The 19,544-nt window shown below is 62.0% G+C and carries 4 protein-coding genes; 1 reads left to right on the top strand and 3 read right to left on the bottom strand.

From position 1 onward, the window contains the following. Positions 1–92: 92 nt before the first annotated feature. Genes ACZ5BO_RS01765 through ACZ5BO_RS01755 form a run of 3 tightly spaced genes read right to left on the bottom strand, consistent with a single transcriptional unit; the run spans position 93 to position 4,994 of the window. Entirely contained in the window at positions 93–1,457 is a 1,365-nt protein-coding gene (locus ACZ5BO_RS01765; protein WP_025131692.1) for an HlyD family type I secretion periplasmic adaptor subunit, read from the bottom strand. Next, positions 1,447–3,603 carry a type I secretion system permease/ATPase gene (locus ACZ5BO_RS01760; protein WP_025131691.1) on the bottom strand — a complete coding sequence of 719 codons (2,157 nt, stop codon included), beginning with the start codon at positions 3,601–3,603 and terminating at the stop codon, positions 1,447–1,449. Before ACZ5BO_RS01760 ends, ACZ5BO_RS01765 begins: the two co-directional genes overlap by 11 nt. Positions 3,604–3,641: 38 nt before the next feature. Next, on the bottom strand, positions 3,642–4,994 hold the full coding sequence (locus tag ACZ5BO_RS01755) for a TolC family outer membrane protein (RefSeq protein WP_025131690.1): 1,353 nt from the start codon (positions 4,992–4,994) through the stop codon (positions 3,642–3,644). A gap of 362 nt (positions 4,995–5,356) precedes the next feature. Here ACZ5BO_RS01755 and ACZ5BO_RS01750 point away from each other — a divergent pair, with 362 nt between their 5' ends. Further along, positions 5,357–19,510 (top strand): retention module-containing protein, encoded by a 14,154-nt coding sequence (locus ACZ5BO_RS01750; RefSeq protein ID WP_464697933.1) that lies wholly within the window; start codon positions 5,357–5,359, stop codon positions 19,508–19,510. The last annotated feature ends 34 nt before the right edge of the window (positions 19,511–19,544 follow it).

The raw sequence follows: 19,544 nt of genomic DNA, 5'->3' as shown, positions 1-19,544 counted from the left end.
GAGGAGCCGGCTTGCCGGTGAAGGCGCTCTCAGGGGCCCCTTCGCTGGCAAGCCAGCTCCTACGGGGCTGGCACGGTGGTTTTTTACCCGGATCAGCGTTCGTGCAGGGCTTCGGCGCGGGCGCGGATGATCGGCTTGAGCAGGTAGCTGAGGATGCTCTTCTTGCCGGTGATGATGTCCACCGAGGCGACCATCCCGGGGATGATCAGCAGCGGCTTGTCATCAGTGCCCAGGTGGCTGCGGTCGGTGCGCAGCTTGATCATGTAGTAGGTGGTCTTCTTGTCTTCGTCGGTGATGGTGTCGGCGCCGATCTGCTCCAGGCGGGCCTTGAGTCCGCCATAGATGGTGTAGTCGTAGGCACTGAACTTGACGATCGCTTCCTGCCCGGGGTGCAGGAAGGCAATGTCCTGGGGCCGGATCTTGGCCTCCACCAGCAGGGTGTCGTCCAGAGGCACGATTTCCACCATGTCGCTGCCGGGCTGGATCACCCCGCCGATGGTGTTGACCATCAGCTGCTTGACGATGCCGCGCACCGGCGAGGTCACCAGGGTCCGGCTGACCCGGTCTTCCAGGGCCTTGCCGGTGGCGCTGGCCTTGTTCAGTTCGGTGCGGGCCTCGTTGAGCTGGGTCAGGGCCTCACTGCGGAACTTGCCGCGAGTTTCGTCGATCTTGCGCTGTACTTCCTTGATCGCCGATTCGGCACGGGGAATCGCCAGGGTGGTGGCATCCAGCTGGCCGCGGGTTTCCACCTCGGCACGCTTGAGCCGCAGCACTTCCACCGGCGACACCGCGCCCTGGGCCACCAGGGGCTCGGACATGTTGATTTCCTGGCGCTGCAAGCCCAGTTGCTGGCGGTACTGGGCCTGCTTGGAGGTGAACTCGCGCAGTTCCTGTTGTTTCTGGATCAGTTGCTCCTGCAGCCCGCCGATCTCGTCGTGCAATTGCTGGCGACGGCTCTCGTACAAGGATTTTTCGCTGGCCGCCTGGCCTGGCGCATCCTTGAGCGCGTCCTCGGGGAAGGCCAGCGCGCGATCATCGACTTCGGCGCTCAGGCGCTCGACCCGCAGCAGCATGGACAGGCGCACGGTTTCGGTTTCGCCGACGTTGGACTGGAAGCGCGTGTCGTCCAGGCGGATCAGCGGCGCACCGGCCTCCACCACCTGGCCCTCCTTGACGTACAGCTCGGAGACGATACCGCCTTCCAGGTTCTGGATCTTCTGCACCTTGGAGGAAGGAATCGCCTTGCCCTCGCCCTTGGTCACTTCGTCGATCACCGCGAAGTTGGCCCACAGCAAAAGGAACAGGAAGAACCCGATGATGCCCCAGATGGTCAGGCGAATGACCCGCGGCGCATCTTCGATCAGGGCCTTGTTGACCTCGGGCAATGGCTGCCCCTGGAGCGAGTCGGTGCCTTTGAAATAGCGGCGGATCGAGTCCTTGAACGACTTAAGCAACACTGATCTGCCCCTTCTTCAACGCTTCCATCACCACGGCTTTCGGGCCATCGGCCAGGATCTGCCCTCGATCCACCACCAGCAACCGGTCCACCAGGGACAACAACGAGGCCCGGTGGGTCACCAGCACCACGGTCTTGCTCTGCACCACGGCCTCCAGCCGTTGCTTCAGGCGCTCTTCACCGGTGTTGTCCATGGCACTGGTGGGCTCGTCGAGCAACAGGATCGGTGGGTTGAGCAGCAATGCGCGAGCCAGAGCCACGTTCTGCCGCTGGCCGCCGGACAGGTTCTGCCCGCGCTCGCCCACTTGCAGTTCATAGCCTTGCGGGTGCAGCCGGGCGAATTCGTGAACCCCCGCCAATTCGGCGGCTTGCAGCACCAGTTCGTCTTCGACGTAACGGGCACCGGAGGTCAGGTTGTCCCGCAGGGTGCCGGCCAGCAGCTGGATGTCCTGGGGCACGTAACCGATGTTGTGGCGCAGCTCGCTGACATCGATCTGGCGAATGTCCACGCCGTCCACCAACAAGGCCCCGGAGTCCGGCTGGTAGAGGCCCACCAGCAACTTGGCCAGGGAGCTCTTGCCTGAACCGCTGCGACCGATGATGCCGACCTTCTCCCCCGGCTTGATCACCAGGTTGATGTTTTTCAGCGCCGGGTTCTGCTGGCCCGGATAGGTGAAGCTCAGTTGCCGGCACTCGATGGCGCCCTGCAGCACGCTGCGGCTCAGGGGGCGCTCGTCGAAATTGCGCTCCTGGGGCAGCTCCATCATCTGGTCCACCGAGGTCATGGTGACGCGGGCCTGCTGGTAGCGGGTCAGCAATCCGGACAGCGAAGCCAGCGGGCTCAGCGCCCGACCGCTGAGCATGTAGCAGGCGATCAGCCCGCCCATGCTGAGGTTGCCGTCGATGATCTGGTACACGCCGAAGATGATCATGATCACCCCGGCCAGTTGCTGGATCAGCAAGGTGATGTTCATCGCCAGGCTGGACAGCATCTTCACCCGCAGTTCAAGGCGGCTGAGGGTGCCGATGGTCTGCTCCCACTGGTACTGGCGTTCGCTTTCGGCGTTGTTGACCTTGACCGCATCCAGCCCGGCCAGGGTTTCGATCAGGCTCGACTGGCGCTCGGCCCCCAGGGCCATGGTTTTTTCCATGGTGGCGATCAGCGGTTTCTGCAGGGCATAGCCGATGCCCAGGGCAATCGGAAAGGCCAGCACCGGAATCCACACCAGGTGGCCGCCGAGGATAGCGATCACCAGGAAGATCAGCAGGGTGAACGGCAGGTCGATCAGGCTGGTCAGGGTCAGGGAGGCGAGGAAGTCCCGCAGACTCTGGAACTCATGGATGTTCTGGGCAAAGCTGCCGACCCGGGCCGGACGGTACTTCATGGCCATGCCAACGATGCGTTCGAACAGCGTGGCGGAAATGATCAGGTCGGTCTTTTTCCCGGCCAGGTCCAGGCACAGGCTGCGCAGGCCCTTGAGGATCAGGTCGAAGACATAGGCGCCCATGATGCCGATGGACAGCACCCACAGGGTCGAGGTCGCCTGGTTGGGCACGACACGGTCGTAGACGTTCATCACGAACAGCGGCGCAGCCATGGCGATGATGTTGATCAACAGGCTTGCCGCGATGGCATCGGCATATAGCCAGCGCGAACGCTTGAGGGTGTCGCGGAACCAGGAGCGGGCGCGGGGAATCAGCGAGCCGTGATTGACGTCGAACTTGTGCTGGGGCTGGGCGAAGAACACCTGCCCACTGTAGTCGTCGGCCAGCAACTGACGATTGACGCAGACTTCACCGCCGTCGCTCTCGCTGAGCAACAGGCGCGCCTGATCCTCACCCTGCCACCCCAGCAGCACGGCACTGCGACCGTCCTTGAGCAACAGCAGGGCGGGCATGGCGATGATCGGGATCTGCTCGAGCTTGCGCCGCAGCACGCGGCCCTGCAAGCCGGCCCGGGCAGCTGCACGGGGCAGCAGTTCAGGGCTCAGGCGCTGCGACGGCAAGGGCAGACCGGTGGTCAGCATTGCCGCGCTGGCAGGCTTCTGGTGCAGGAAGCAGAGGGTCAGCAATCCATCCAGCAAGGGATCGTCATGCATGCCGCGCGGATCATGACTGAGTTGTACTCGACTGACTTCTGATTCCACACTCGACACTCTTGACTGGCTGTTGGATGAACGTTAGCTCAATTCATCCCAGGCAGTTGGACCTTGGGCTTCACGTCGTTTTGCACGACGGCAGCCATAGGTGCGACCACTCCTTGGCTCTTGAGCAACTCGCCCATGGTCGCCTTGATTCGATACTGAGTAAATAACTGAATGTTCTGGATCTCGGCCAAACGCCGGGAAGCGGTGAACAACTCGTTTTCACTGTCGAGCAAGTCCAGCAGCGTACGCTCGCCCAGGCTGAACTGCTTCTGGTAGGCGGTGCGCACACTGGTGCTGTGATCGACATATTGCTGGGCGATCGGCACCTGGGCGTTGGCGTTGTTCAAGGCGTTCCAGGCCAGGCCCAGCTCCTCGTTCAACACCCGCAGGGCGTTGTTGCGAATGTCCAGGGCCTGGTTCGACTGGTACGCCTTGGACTCCAGGTCCGCCTTGTTGCTGCCACCGGCAAACAGGTTGAAGCGCATGCGCAGCATGGCCTGCCATTCGTTGTTGTGGCCGTTCTGACCGTCCAGGTCGTTATCTGCGGTACGGCCCAGCTCAGCGTCGAAGCGTGGATAGAAGGCCGACTTGGCGGCGTCGTACTGCTTCTCGGCAGCAACAATATCGGACTCGGCGGAGCGCAGGATCGGACTGTTCTCCAGCATCTGGCGCTGGGCCTCATCGAGGGTGGCCGGCAGCAACGCCATAAAACTGGCCGGACGCTCCAGTTGATCGGGCACTTGCCCGACCGCGCTCAGGAAGTTGGTCTGGGCATCAGCCAGGTTGGTCTGTTCGGTGATCAGGTTGTTGCGGGCCTGGGCCATCCGCGCTTCGGCCTGGTCCAGGTCCGCGCCGCTGCCCACGCCACGCTGGGTGCGCAGCCTGATCTGGTCGTAGATGCGTTCGTGATTGCGCAGGTTGTCTTCCGCCAGTTGGACGAACTGGCGACGGGTCAGCACGTCCAGGTACACCTGGGCCACGGTCAGAGCCGTGCGCTCGGAGGTGCCCAGCAAGGAATAAGCCCGAGAATTGACGGTGGCTTGTTGACGCCCTACTTCACTGGAGGTGGCAAAGCCGTCAAACACCATTTGCTGGAGACGCAAACTTGACTCACCGCGGTTCAAGGTTTCCCAGTGATTGCTCCCTGTACCCGCACGGGTAGTAGGGTTGTCGGTGCCCTCGCGACCATAGCCGGCCAGCATATCGACTCGCGGCAAATAGCCACCTCGCGCCGCTTTAAGTTGGTAGTCGGCGGCCAGACGGCTGTTCACCCCAGCTTGAATCTCCGGGTGCACATCCAGTGCTTTCTGCATGGCTTCAGGAAGGGTCTGTGCCTGCACGAAGCTGGCGGCTAAGGCAAACGGCAAGGCCTTGAACAGATGAAAACGCATGGTAGGAATTTCCCTCGGACAGCATGTCCACAATCACGTCAGAACGTGGCACCACACTGAAAAATTACACTTGTAACTACCGTCCGTCGGAAAGTTCAAACTAAGAACTGGTTCACATACTTCAAGTCAGGCTACGGCATAAATATCAATGTGACATTAATCAGGCGATTGTTTAGGATGGCACCCATAAGGTCAATAGTTTGGCATAAAGTTAATACTGAAAAATTATAGCCAATTTATTGACAGCCAATCTGTCAAATACCCGTTCCTAATTACACAGCAATGTACGTCCAGACGGAGTTGCGGCCAGCGCCCAAGCCGGTACATGGAAGTCGACTGAGCGGTACACCGGAGAGTCCCCAATGAGCAGTGTTGTTGCCATCGTCAAAAGCATTGTCGGTCAAGTTTTTGTGGTATCTCCGGAAGGAATCCGGCGTGTCCTTATCGAAGGTGATCGTCTGTTCGTGGGGGACCAGGTCGACACCGGTCCGGCCGGAGCCGTCAGCCTGGAGCTGACCGACGGGCGCACCCTCGACCTTGGCCGTGACACTCAATGGAGCAGCGCCGCACCGGACTCCAGCACCGACCTGGCCCAGGCCAGCGCCCAGGCGGCTCCTTCGGTGGCTGAACTGCAGCAAGCCATTGCCGCCGGTGCCGACCCGACCACCGACCTGGAAGCCACTGCCGCCGGCCCGACCGCCGCCGGAACCGGGGGCGCCGCGGGCGGCGGGCACAGTTTTGTGCAATTGCAGGAAACCGCCGGCCGGGTCGACCCGACCATTGGCTTCCCCACGGCCGGGCTTGGCCTGGCGACGTCGGCCCAGGACAACACCGTCGGCGGCCTGAACACCAATAACGGCTTGGCCGGTGGCAATGGCAGCGGCAGCGATACCCTGCGTCCCGCGACCCTGACCCTAGGCGCCACCCCGACCATCACCGAGGCCGGTGGCACCCTGGTGTACACCGCGACCCTCACCCAGGCGCCGCTGAGCGACCTGACGATCACCCTGTCCAATGGCGCCGTGATCGTGATCACCGCCGGGCAAACCACCGGTAGCGTGCAAGTCCCGCTGGCCCCCCAGGACAGCGTCTACATCGATCCGAGCCAGATCAGCGTGAACGTGACCGGCACCACGGGCGGCGCCGGCCTGGTGGTCACCGTCGACCCGAGCCCAGCGGTCACCCAGGTCACCGATACCATCGACACCACCACCGTGACCCTGACAGCCGACAGCAGCGTCACCGAAGGTGGGCAGATCACCTACACCGCCACCTTGACCAACCCGGCGCAGACCCCGGTGAGCATCACCTTGTCCAACGGCTCGGTGATCACCATCGAAGCCGGCAAGTCCACGGGCTCGATCAGCGTGGCGACCCCGCCCAACGACGTCTACAAGAACGGCGGCACGGTTGAAGTCGGCATCACCAAGGCCGAAGGCGGCAACTTCGAGAATCTGGAGCCCAGCACCGACAAGGCGGTGACCACCATCACCGACTCGATCGACGACACCGGCCTGAGCCTCACGGCCACCGCTGAAGTGGCCGAGGGCGGCACCATTGTCTACACCGCCACCCTGACCAACCCGGCGGGCACCGCGCTCACGGTGACCCTGTCCAACGGCGCGGTGATCAGCATCGCCGCCGGTGCCAGCAGCGGCAGCATCAGCGTTCCTGCACCGGCCGACGACGTCTACAAGGACGCTGGCAAGGTCGAAGTCACCGTCAGCAAGACAGAAGGCGGCAACTTCGAAAACCTGGTCACCGATCCGGCCCCGGCAGTGACCGATGTTACCGACACCATCGATACTTCGACCGTCAGCCTGACTGCCACACCGAGCGTGGCCGAGGGCGGCACCGTGGTGTACACCGCTTCGGTTACCGCTCCTGTGACCGGTTCGCCAGTCGTAGTGACTCTGTCCAACGGCCAGACCATCACCATCCCGGTGGGCGAGTCCTCCGGGACCGTGAACTTCACCGCGCCGAACGATGCCCTGGCTGGCGGTAGCTCCCTGAGCACCACCATTACCAAAGCTGAAGGTGGTAACTACGAGAAGCTGGAGGCCAGCGACAAGCCGGCTGAAACTACCGTTACCGACACTGTCGACACCACGACCCTGACGCTGTCGGCAACCGACACCGTGGCTGAAGGCGGTTCGATTGTTTACACCGCAACTCTGACTAACGCCGCTGGCACGCCTGTGACCGTCACTCTGTCCAACGGCGCAGTCATTACCATCGCTGCCGGCGCTACCTCGGGCACCGTAACCGTTCCAGCCCCGGCGGACGACGTCTACAAGGACGCCGGTAAGGTCGAAGTCACCGTCACTAAAACTGATGGCGGCAACTTCGAAGACCTGGTCACTAATCCAGCGCCTGCCGTTACCGACGTCACTGACACCATCGATACGTCGACCGTCAGCCTGACTGCTACACCGAGCGTCGCTGAAGGTGGCATTGTGGTGTACACCGCTTCGGTTACTGCTCCGGTGACCGGCTCGCCAGTGGTAGTGACCCTGTCCAACGGCCAGACCATTACCATCCCGGTAGGTGAGTCCTCCGGCAGCGTGAACTTCACCGCACCGAACGACGCTCTGGCTGGCGGTAGCTCCCTGAGCACCACCATCACCAAAGCTGAAGGTGGTAACTACGAGAAGCTGGAAACCAGCGACAAGCCAGCTGAGACCACCGTTACTGACACCGTCGACACCACCACTCTGAGTCTGAGTGCTACCGACACCGTGGCCGAGGGCGGTTCGATCGTTTACACCGCGACCCTGACCAACGCCGCGGGCACCCCAGTCACCGTGACCTTGAGCAACGGCGCGGTGATCACCATCGCCGCAGGCGCGACTTCGGGCACTGTCACCGTTCCAGCCCCGGCCGATGACGTTTACAAGGACGCCGGTAAAGTTGAAGTCACCATCAGCAAGGCTGATGGCGGCAACTTCGAAGACCTGGTCACTAATCCAGCACCCGCCGTCACCGATGTCACCGACACTATCGATACCTCGACTGTCAGCCTCACTGCCACACCAAGCGTGGCCGAAGGCGGCACTGTGGTGTACACCGCTTCGGTCACAGCCCCTGTTACCGGCTCCCCTCTCGTAGTAACTCTGTCCAACGGCCAGACCATCACCATCCCGGTAGGTGAGTCTTCCGGCAGCGTGAATTTCACCGCGCCGAACGATGCCCTGGCTGGCGGTAGCTCCCTGAGCACCACCATCACCAAAGCTGAGGGTGGTAATTACGAGAAGCTGGAAACTAGCGACAAGCCAGCTGAAACCACCGTTACCGACACTGTCGACACCACAACGCTGAGCCTCAGCGCTACCGACACCGTGGCTGAAGGCGGTTCAATCGTTTACACCGCGACCCTGACCAACGCCGCAGGCACGCCTGTGACCGTCACTCTGTCCAACGGCGCAGTGATCACCATCGCTGCCGGCGCGACTTCGGGCACTGTCACTGTTCCTGCTCCGGCTGATGATGTTTATAAAGATGCCGGCAAGGTTGAAGTCACTGTTACCAAAACCGACGGCGGCAACTTCGAAGACCTGGTCACTAATCCAGCACCTGCCGTCACCGACGTCACTGACACCATCGACACCAGCACCGTTTCGCTGACCGCCACCCCGAGTGTCGCCGAAGGCGGCACGGTGGTGTACACCGCCTCGGTCACCGCTCCGGTGACCGGTTCGCCAGTCGTAGTGACTCTGTCTAATGGCCAGACCATCACCATCCCAGTGGGCGAGTCCTCCGGGACCGTGAACTTCACCGCGCCGAACGATGCCCTGGCTGGCGGCAGCTCTCTGAGCACCACCATCACCAAGGCTGAAGGTGGTAACTACGAGAAGCTGGAGACCAGCGACAAACCAGCTGAAACCACTGTTACTGACACTGTCGACACCACAACGCTGAGCCTAAGCGCTACCGACACCGTGGCTGAAGGCGGTTCGATTGTTTACACCGCAACTCTGACTAACGCCGCAGGCACGCCTGTGACCGTCACTCTGTCCAACGGCGCAGTCATTACCATCGCTGCCGGCGCTACCTCGGGCACCGTAACCGTTCCAGCCCCGGCCGATGACGTTTACAAGGACGCCGGCAAAGTCGAAGTCACCGTCACTAAAACTGATGGCGGCAACTTCGAAGACCTGGTCACTAATCCAGCACCTGCCGTCACCGACGTCACTGACACCATCGACACCAGCACCGTTTCGCTGACCGCCACCCCGAGTGTCGCCGAAGGCGGCACGGTGGTGTACACCGCCTCGGTCACCGCTCCGGTGACCGGTTCGCCAGTCGTAGTGACTCTGTCTAATGGCCAGACCATCACCATCCCAGTGGGCGAGTCCTCCGGGACCGTGAACTTCACCGCGCCGAACGATGCCCTGGCTGGCGGCAGCTCTCTGAGCACCACCATTACCAAGGCTGAAGGTGGTAACTACGAGAAGCTGGAGACCAGCGACAAACCAGCTGAAACCACTGTTACTGACACTGTCGACACCACAACGCTGAGCCTAAGCGCTACCGACACCGTGGCTGAAGGCGGTTCGATCGTTTACACCGCAACACTAACCAACGCCGCGGGCACTCCGGTCACCGTGACCCTGAGCAACGGGGCTGTGATCACTATCGCCGCCGGCGCCACGTCCGGGACGGTGACTGTTCCTGCACCAGCCGATGACGTTTACAAGGACGCCGGCAAAGTCGAAGTCACCATCAGCAAGGCTGACGGTGGCAATTTTGAAGATCTGGCAACCAACCCTGCTCCAGCAGTAACTGACGTTACCGACACCATCGACACCAGCACCGTTTCGCTGACCGCCACGCCTAGCGTCGCTGAAGGCGGCACTGTGGTGTACACCGCTTCGGTCACAGCCCCTGTTACCGGCTCCCCTGTCGTAGTGACTCTGTCTAATGGCCAGACCATCACCATCCCAGTGGGCGAGTCCTCCGGGACCGTAAACTTCACCGCGCCGAACGACGCTCTGGCTGGCGGCAGCTCCTTGAGCACCACCATCACCAAGGCCGAAGGTGGCAACTACGAGAAGCTGGAGACCAGCGACAAGCCGGCTGAGACCACCGTTACCGACACTGTCGACACCACAACGCTGAGCCTTAGTGCCACCGATACCGTGGCTGAAGGCGGCTCGATCGTTTACACCGCTACTTTGACCAATGCGGCCGGTACGCCGGTGACCGTCACTCTGTCCAACGGCGCGGTGATCACCATCGCCGCCGGCGCTACCTCGGGCACCGTGACCGTTCCTGCTCCCGCTGATGATGTTTATAAAGATGCCGGCAAGGTTGAAGTCACCGTCACTAAAACTGATGGCGGCAACTTCGAAGACCTGGTCACCAATCCAGCGCCTGCCGTTACCGACGTCACTGACACCATCGATACGTCGACCGTTTCGCTGACCGCCACGCCTAGCGTCGCCGAAGGCGGGATCGTGGTGTACACCGCGTCGGTTACCGCTCCGGTCACCGGCTCCCCTGTCGTAGTAACTCTGTCCAATGGCCAGACCATCACCATCCCGGTAGGTGAGTCTTCCGGGACCGTGAACTTCACCGCACCGAACGATGCCCTGGCTGGCGGCAGCTCTCTGAGCACCACCATTACCAAGGCTGAAGGTGGTAACTACGAGAAGCTGGAAACCAGCGACAAACCAGCTGAAACCACTGTTACTGACACTGTCGACACCACCACTCTGAGTCTGAGTGCTACCGACACCGTGGCTGAAGGCGGTTCGATCGTTTACACCGCAACACTAACCAACGCCGCGGGCACTCCGGTCACCGTGACCCTGAGCAACGGGGCTGTGATCACTATCGCCGCCGGCGCTACCTCGGGCACCGTGACCGTTCCTGCTCCGGCCGATGACGTTTACAAGGATGCCGGCAAGGTTGAAGTCACCATCAGCAAGGCTGACGGTGGCAACTTTGAAGATCTGGCAACCAACCCTGCTCCAGCAGTAACTGACGTTACCGATACCATCGACACTTCGACTGTCAGCCTGACTGCCACGCCGAGCGTTGCTGAAGGCGGCACTGTGGTGTACACCGCTTCGGTTACCGCCCCTGTCACCGGCTCTCCTGTCGTAGTAACTCTGTCCAATGGCCAGACCATTACCATCCCGGTAGGGGAGTCTTCCGGGACCGTGAACTTCACCGCGCCGAACGACGCACTGGCTGGCGGTAGCTCCCTGAGCACCACCATCACCAAAGCTGAAGGTGGTAACTACGAGAAGCTGGAAACTAGCGACAAGCCAGCTGAAACCACTGTTACTGACACTGTCGACACCACGACCCTGACTCTGTCGGCAACTGATACGGTCGCCGAGGGCGGTTCGATTGTTTACACCGCGACCCTGACCAACGCCGCAGGTACTCCGGTCACCGTAACTCTGTCCAACGGTGCCGTGATTACCATTGCCGCCGGCGCCACGTCCGGGACGGTAACTGTTCCTGCTCCGGCTGATGATGTCTATAAAGATGCCGGCAAGGTTGAAGTCACCGTCACTAAAACTGATGGCGGCAACTTCGAAGACCTGGTCACTAATCCAGCGCCTGCCGTGACCGACGTCACTGACACCATAGACACCAGCACCGTTTCGCTGACCGCAACCCCGAGCGTGGCCGAGGGCGGCACCGTGGTGTACACCGCGTCGGTTACCGCCCCTGTCACCGGCTCTCCTGTCGTAGTAACTCTGTCCAACGGGCAGACCATTACCATCCTGGTAGGTGAGTCTTCCGGGACAGTGAACTTCACCGCGCCGAACGATGCCCTGGCTGGCGGTAGCTCCCTGAGCACCACCATCACCAAGGCTGAAGGTGGCAACTACGAGAAGCTGGAGACCAGCGACAAGCCAGCTGAAACCACGGTGACCGATACCGTCGACACCACCACTCTGAGTCTGAGTGCTACCGACACCGTGGCTGAAGGCGGTTCGATCGTTTACACCGCTACTTTGACCAATGCGGCCGGTACGCCGGTGACCGTCACTCTGTCCAACGGCGCGGTGATCACCATCGCCGCCGGCGCTACCTCGGGCACCGTGACCGTTCCTGCTCCCGCTGATGATGTTTATAAAGATGCCGGCAAGGTTGAAGTCACCGTCACTAAAACTGATGGCGGCAACTTCGAAGACCTGGTCACCAATCCAGCGCCTGCCGTTACCGACGTCACTGACACCATCGACACCAGCACCGTCAGCCTTACCGCAACCCCGAGCGTGGCCGAGGGCGGCACTGTGGTGTATACCGCGTCGGTTACCGCTCCGGTCACCGGTTCGCCAGTGGTAGTGACCCTGTCCAACGGCCAGACCATTACCATCCCGGTAGGTGAGTCTTCCGGCAGCGTGAATTTCACCGCGCCGAACGACGCCCTGGCTGGCGGTAGCTCCCTGAGCACCACCATCACCAAGGCTGAAGGTGGTAACTACGAGAAGCTGGAGACCAGCGACAAACCAGCTGAGACCACCGTTACCGACACTGTCGACACCACGACCCTGACGCTGTCGGCAACCGACACTGTGGCTGAAGGCGGTTCGATTGTTTACACCGCTACTTTGACCAATGCGGCCGGTACGCCGGTGACCGTGACTCTAAGCAATGGCGCGGTGATCACCATCGCCGCCGGCGCGACATCGGGCACCGTGACCGTTCCGGCCCCGGCGGACGACGTCTACAAGGATGCAGGCAAGGTCGAAGTCACCATCAGCAAAGCTGACGGTGGCAACTTTGAAGATCTGGCAACCAACCCTGCTCCAGCAGTAACTGACGTTACCGACACCATCGACACCAGCACCGTTTCGCTGACCGCCACGCCTAGCGTCGCTGAAGGCGGCACTGTGGTGTACACCGCTTCGGTCACCGCTCCTGTTACCGGCTCCCCTGTCGTAGTAACTCTGTCCAACGGGCAGACCATCACCATCCCGGTGGGCGAGTCTTCCGGGACTGTGAATTTCACCGCGCCTAACGACGCTCTGGCTGGCGGCAGCTCCTTGAGTACCACCATCACCAAGGCTGAGGGTGGCAACTACGAGAAGCTGGAGACCAGCGACAAGCCAGCTGAAACCACGGTGACCGATACCGTCGACACCACAACACTGAGCCTCAGCGCTACCGACACCGTGGCTGAAGGCGGTTCGATCGTTTACACCGCGACCCTGACCAACGCCGCGGGCACCCCAGTCACCGTGACCTTGAGCAACGGCGCGGTGATCACCATCGCCGCAGGCGCGACTTCGGGCACTGTCACCGTTCCAGCCCCGGCCGATGACGTTTACAAGGACGCCGGTAAAGTTGAAGTCACCATCAGCAAGGCTGATGGCGGCAACTTCGAAGACCTGGTCACTAATCCGACCCCTGCAGTGACCGATGTTACTGACACCATCGACACCAGCACCGTTTCCCTGACCGCCACGCCGAGCGTCGCAGAAGGCGGCACTGTGGTGTACACAGCGTCGGTTACTGCTCCGGTCACCGGTTCGCCAGTGGTAGTGACCCTGTCCAACGGCCAGACCATCACCATCCCAGTGGGCGAGTCCTCCGGTAGCGTGAACTTCACCGCACCGAACGATGCCCTGGCTGGCGGCAGCTCCTTGAGTACCACCATTACCAAGGCTGAAGGTGGTAACTACGAGAAGCTGGAAACCAGCGACAAACCAGCTGAAACCACCGTTACTGACACTGTCGACACCACAACGCTGAGCCTCAGCGCTACCGACACCGTGGCTGAAGGCGGTTCAATCGTTTACACCGCGACCCTGACCAACGCCGCGGGCACCCCAGTCACCGTGACCTTGAGCAACGGCGCTGTAATCACTATCGCCGCCGGCGCGACATCGGGCACCGTGACCGTTCCGGCCCCGGCGGACGACGTCTACAAGGACGCCGGTAAGGTCGAAGTCACCATCAGCAAAGCTGACGGTGGCAACTTTGAAGATCTGGCAACCAACCCTGCTCCAGCAGTAACTGACGTTACCGACACCATCGACACTTCGACTGTCAGCCTCACTGCTACACCGAGCGTGGCCGAAGGCGGCACCGTGGTGTACACCGCGTCGGTTACCGCCCCGGTCACCGGTTCGCCAGTGGTAGTGACCCTGTCCAACGGCCAGACCATTACCATCCCTGTCGGTGAGTCCTCCGGCAGCGTGAACTTCACCGCGCCGAACGACGCTCTGGCTGGCGGCAGCTCCTTGAGCACCACCATCACCAAGGCTGAGGGTGGCAACTACGAGAAGCTGGAAACCAGCGACAAGCCGGCTGAAACCACGGTGACCGATACTGTCGACACCACAACCCTGACTCTGTCGGCAACCGATACGGTCGCCGAGGGTGGCTCGATCGTTTACACCGCTACTTTGACCAATGCGGCCGGTACGCCGGTGACCGTCACTCTAAGCAATGGCGCGGTGATCACCATCGCCGCCGGCGCGACTTCGGGCACTGTCACCGTCGCCGCACCAGCGGATGACGTGTACAAGGATGCCGGCAAGGTCGAAGCCACCATTACCAAGGCCGAGGGCGGCAACTTCGAGAAGCTGGTGCCAAGCACCACCCCTGCCGTGACCGACGTCACCGACACCATCGACACTTCCACCGTGACGCTGAAGGCCACGCCGTCGGCGGCCGAAGGCGGCAATGTCACCTACACCGCGACGGTCACTGCACCGGTCACCGGTTCGCCCGTCACCGTTACCCTGGCCAATGGCGAGAAAATCACCATCGCCGTCGGTGAAACCAGCGGCTCGGTGAGCATCAGCGCACCTAACGATGTCCTGGTCGGCCACACTCCGCTGACCAACGCCATCAGCGATGTCAGCGGCGGCAACTACGAGAAGCTGGTGGCCGACAAGACACCGGTCAGCACCACCGTGACCGACACCGTCGACACCACCAACCTCAGCCTCAGTGCCACCGGCACCGTGGCGGAAGGTGGCCAGATCGTCTACACCGCCACCCTGACCAACGCCGCAGGCACGCCTGTGACCGTGACCCTGAGCAACGGCGCAGTGATCACCATCGCTGCTGGCGCGACTTCGGGCACTGTCACCGTCGCCGCACCAGCGGACGACGTCTACAAGGACGCCGGTAAGGTCGAAGCCACCATTACCAAGGCCGAGGGCGGCAACTTCGAGAAGCTGGTGCCAAGCACCACTCCTGCCGTGACCGACGTCACCGACACCATCGACACTTCCACCGTGACGCTGAAGGCCACGCCGTCGGCGGCAGAAGGCGGCAATGTCACTTACACCGCGACGGTCACTGCACCGGTCACCGGTTCGCCCGTCACCGTTACCCTGGCCAATGGCGAGAAAATCACCATCGCCGTCGGTGAAACCAGCGGCTCGGTGAGCATCAGCGCACCTAACGATGTCCTGGTCGGCCACACTCCGCTGACCAACGCCATCAGCGATGTCAGCGGCGGCAACTACGAGAAACTGGTGGCCGACAAGACGCCGGTCAGCACCACGGTGACCGACACCGTCGACACCACCAACCTCAGCCTCAGTGCCACCGGCACCGTGGCTGAAGGCGGCCAGATCATCTACACCGCCACCCTGACCAACGCCGCAGGCACGCCTGTGACCGTGACCCTGAGCAACGGCGCAGTGATTACCATCGCTGCTGGCGCGACTTCGGGCACTGTCACCGTCGCTGCACCAGCAGATGACGTCTATCTCGACGCCGGCAAGGTCAACGCCAGCATCACCAGCGCCACCGGTGGCAATTTCGAGAAACTGGTCTCGGATACCACCCCGGCAGTGACCAACGTCACCGATACCGTGGACACCACTTCGGTCAGCATCACCGGCAGCGCCTCGGTCACCGAAGGCCAGACCGCCAGCTACACCGTGAGCCTGACCCACCCGGCGCAAACCGAAGTCACCCTGAAGATCAGCTACAGCGGCACCGCCACCGACGGCTCGGACTTCACCGGGGTGTACACCGTGAAGATCCCGGCCGGCGCCAGCAGCGCTACCTTCAACGTGGCCACCATCGACGACAAGATCACCGAGAGCACGGAAAACTTCGTGGTCAAGATCGACTCGGCCACAGGCGGCAACTTCGAGAAGCTGGTGGTCAGCGACACCAATGGCAGCGTCTCCACCTCGATCATCGACAACGATGCACCACCGGTCATCGACCTGGATGCCAACAACTCCAGTGGTGCCACCGGCGCTGACTACAAGACCACGTTCACCGAAGGCGGCAGCGCTGTATCGATTGCCGACACCGACATCAAGATCACCGACCCGGACAGCACCCAGCTGACCGGCGCCACCGTGGTCCTGACCAATACTCAGCCGGGCGACGCGCTGAATGTCGGCAAGGTCAACGGCATCACCGTCACCTCGGCCACGGACCCTGCCACCGGCAAGATCACCCTGACCCTGTCGGGCAACGCGACGCTGGCCGACTACATGCAGCAGATCAAGAACATCACCTTCACCAACAGCAGCGAAGACCCGAGCACCACGCCACGGACCATTACCGTGACCGTGACCGATGGCGGCAACTACTCCAACGTTGCCACCACCACGGTCAACGTGGTGGCGGTGAACGATGCTCCAGTCGCCACCGGCGGCGCCGTGACCGGCACCGAAGACACCGCACTGGCCCTGACCTGGTCCAACTTCGGCGTCAGTGATGTCGACAGCCCGGCGGCCAGCCTCGGGGTGAAAATCACCCAGCTGCCGAGCGACGGCAAGCTGCAGTACCTCGACGGCTCGACCTGGAAGGACGTGGCCAACAACCAGACCTTCAGCAAGGCCGATATCGATGCCGGCAAGTTGCGCTTCACCCCTGATGCCAATGAATCCGGCACCAATGGTTACGGCGGCAGCGGTGTGGGCAACCAGCAGGCGGATTACGCACAGATCAAGTTCCAGCCCACTGACGGCCAGGCCCTGGGCAACACCGGCACGGTGAACATCGACATCACTCCGGTGGCCGATGCGCCGAGCCTGGGCGTGGCGAACAACAGCGTGAACTCCATCGGCCTGCTCAAGGAGTCCTGGACCAGCCTCAACGGCCTGGGAACCAACGGCAACGGCATTACCGGCGATGCGCTCAAGGCGGTGTTCAACAACTCCGGCAATCCGACCAGCAGCTCGACAGTGACCAATGCCCAGTCCGATGCCAACGTCGCAAGTGGCAGCGGCTCGAAGACTTCCGGCCTGATCTACCTGGAAGCCGGCAAGACCTACAGCTTCAGTGGTAGCGGCGATGACAGCCTGCTGATCACCATCGGCGGCAAGAACGTGGCAACCGCGCTCTGGGGCTCGGGCGGCGGCATCAGCGGCTCGTTCACCCCGACCACCAGCGGCTACTACACCCTGGACATCTACCATGCCAACCAGAGCGGCCCGGGGAGCTACGACGTCAACCTGTCGGTCAATGGCGGTGCGGCTGTCGACCTGAGCAACGCCAACATCCCGATGTACCCCAACGAAACCGCGCTGAACAATGCCGGCGTCACCCTTTCTGACCTGCACGGCAGCAACGGCGAGGGCTACTACGACGGCTACAAGCTCAATGAAGGCGCCGAAGGCGGCAGCGTCAAGCTGGCGAAGATCACCACCGCTCTGACCGATACCGACGGATCGGAAACCCTGAGCGTGAAGATCAGCGGCATCCCGGCCGGCTCGGTACTCAGCGATGGCGCCGGGCACACCTTCACCGCCACCGCAACCAACGGTGAAGCCAATGTCACCGGCTGGAACCTGGGCAGCCTGACAGTCACGCCGCCGCCGTACTACAACGGCACGTTCAACCTCAACGTGACCTCGACCTCCACCGAGTCTCTGGGCGGCTCTGCCAGCACTTCGGCGCAGATCCCGGTCAAGGTCTACCCGGCGACCTACAACGCCGTGGTAGCGACCTCGGGTGACGACACCGTCACCGGCACCGACGGCAACGACATCGTGGTGGCCGACATCGGCGGCCTGACCGTGGTCCCGGGCACCAACTACAACATCGCCTTCATGGTGGACAGCTCGGGCAGCATGAGCAGCGCTTCGATCACCGCTGCCAAGAATTCGCTGACCTCGGTCTTCAACACCTTGAAGAACAGCATCGGCGGCAGTGGTTCGGGCACGGTGAACATCTTCCTCGCGGACTTCGATACCCAGGTCAACAAGTCGGTGTCGGTGAACCTCAACGACCCGAACGCCCTGGCCCAGCTCAAGGCGGTACTGGACTCGATGTCTTCCGGCGGCGGCACCAACTACGAAGACGTGTTCAAGGCCACGGCCAACTTCTTCCAGAGCAGCCAGGCCACCGGCAACAGCAATGCCACCAACCTGACGTACTTCATCACCGACGGCCAGCCGACCTACTACCAGAGCGGCGAGCAGACCAACCCGAGGCTGTACGGCAACGTGTACCTCGATGACGTGGTGACCACCAGCAACTACAAGCTGGGGGATAGCTTCAACACCTACATCGACAGTACCCACTACCTGACGGTGAACAACGCCGGCTCGGTGGTCCTGCAGACCTACAATGGCAGGACCTGGGACTACAAGACCCTGGGCACCCTGCACGCCCAGGGTGACGGAACCTATGAGCTGTCGTACCTGGCGGGTACCGGCAACAGCACGGATTACTACACCTCCATTAACTCCAGCAGCGGCTTTTCCTTGCTCAGCGGCCTGTCGACCGTGGAAGCCATTGGCATCAACAACGGTGTCAGCCTCAACGACCTCAAGCCCTACGACAGCGATGGCAAGCCACAGACCAACATCGACCCGAACGACCTGGCCAACTCGATCATCGGCCATACCGAAGCCACCATGCCGGGGGCGGACACCGTCAGCGGCGGCAATGGCAACGACATCCTGTTCGGCGACCTGGTGAGCTTCAATGGCATCGCCGGCGAGGGTTACCAGGCGCTCCAGGCCTATGTGGCCAAGCAGAGCGGTGTCGATGTCAGCAAGGTCACCACCAGCAACGTGCACCAGTACATCACCGAGCACTACACCGAGTTCGATGTCTCCGGCAGCCACGACGGCAACGACACTCTGCTGGGAGGCGCCGGCAACGACATCCTCTTCGGCCAGGGCGGCAACGACCTGCTCGACGGTGGCAAGGGCAACGACATCCTCTTGGGTGGTACCGGCAACGACACCCTGATCGGCGGTGCGGGCAATGACATCCTGATCGGTGGCTCGGGTGCCGACACCTTCGTCTGGAAGGCGGGCGACACCGGCAACGACGTGATCAAGGACTTCAAGGCCAGCGAAGGCGACCGTATCGACCTGCGCGACCTGCTGCAGGGCGAAAGCGGCAGCACCATCGACAACTTCCTCAAGATCACCACCGTGGACGGGGTCTCGACCCTGCAGGTCAGCTCCGAAGGCAAGCTCAACGCCGCCGGGGGCCTGGCCAACGCCGACGTAACGATCAAGCTGGAAGGCAACAACTGGTCCAATGCCAACATCAACTCGTTGATCGCCGGCAGCGACCCGACCATCAAGATCGACCACAACAACAGCTGATCGGCCTGGGCCAGCCACCCGTCACGGGTGGCTG

This window comes from Pseudomonas sp. FFPRI_1 (assembly GCF_055384485.1).
This window is presented reverse-complemented; position numbering and strand designations above follow the sequence as displayed.

Excerpts from the sequence above, each read along its gene's own strand:
- ACZ5BO_RS01755 (WP_025131690.1), bottom strand. The coding sequence starts at position 4,994 with ATGCGTTTTCATCTGTTCAAGGCCTTGCCGTTTGCCTTAGCCGCCAGC.
- ACZ5BO_RS01750 (WP_464697933.1), top strand. The coding sequence starts at position 5,357 with ATGAGCAGTGTTGTTGCCATCGTCAAAAGCATTGTCGGTCAAGTTTTT.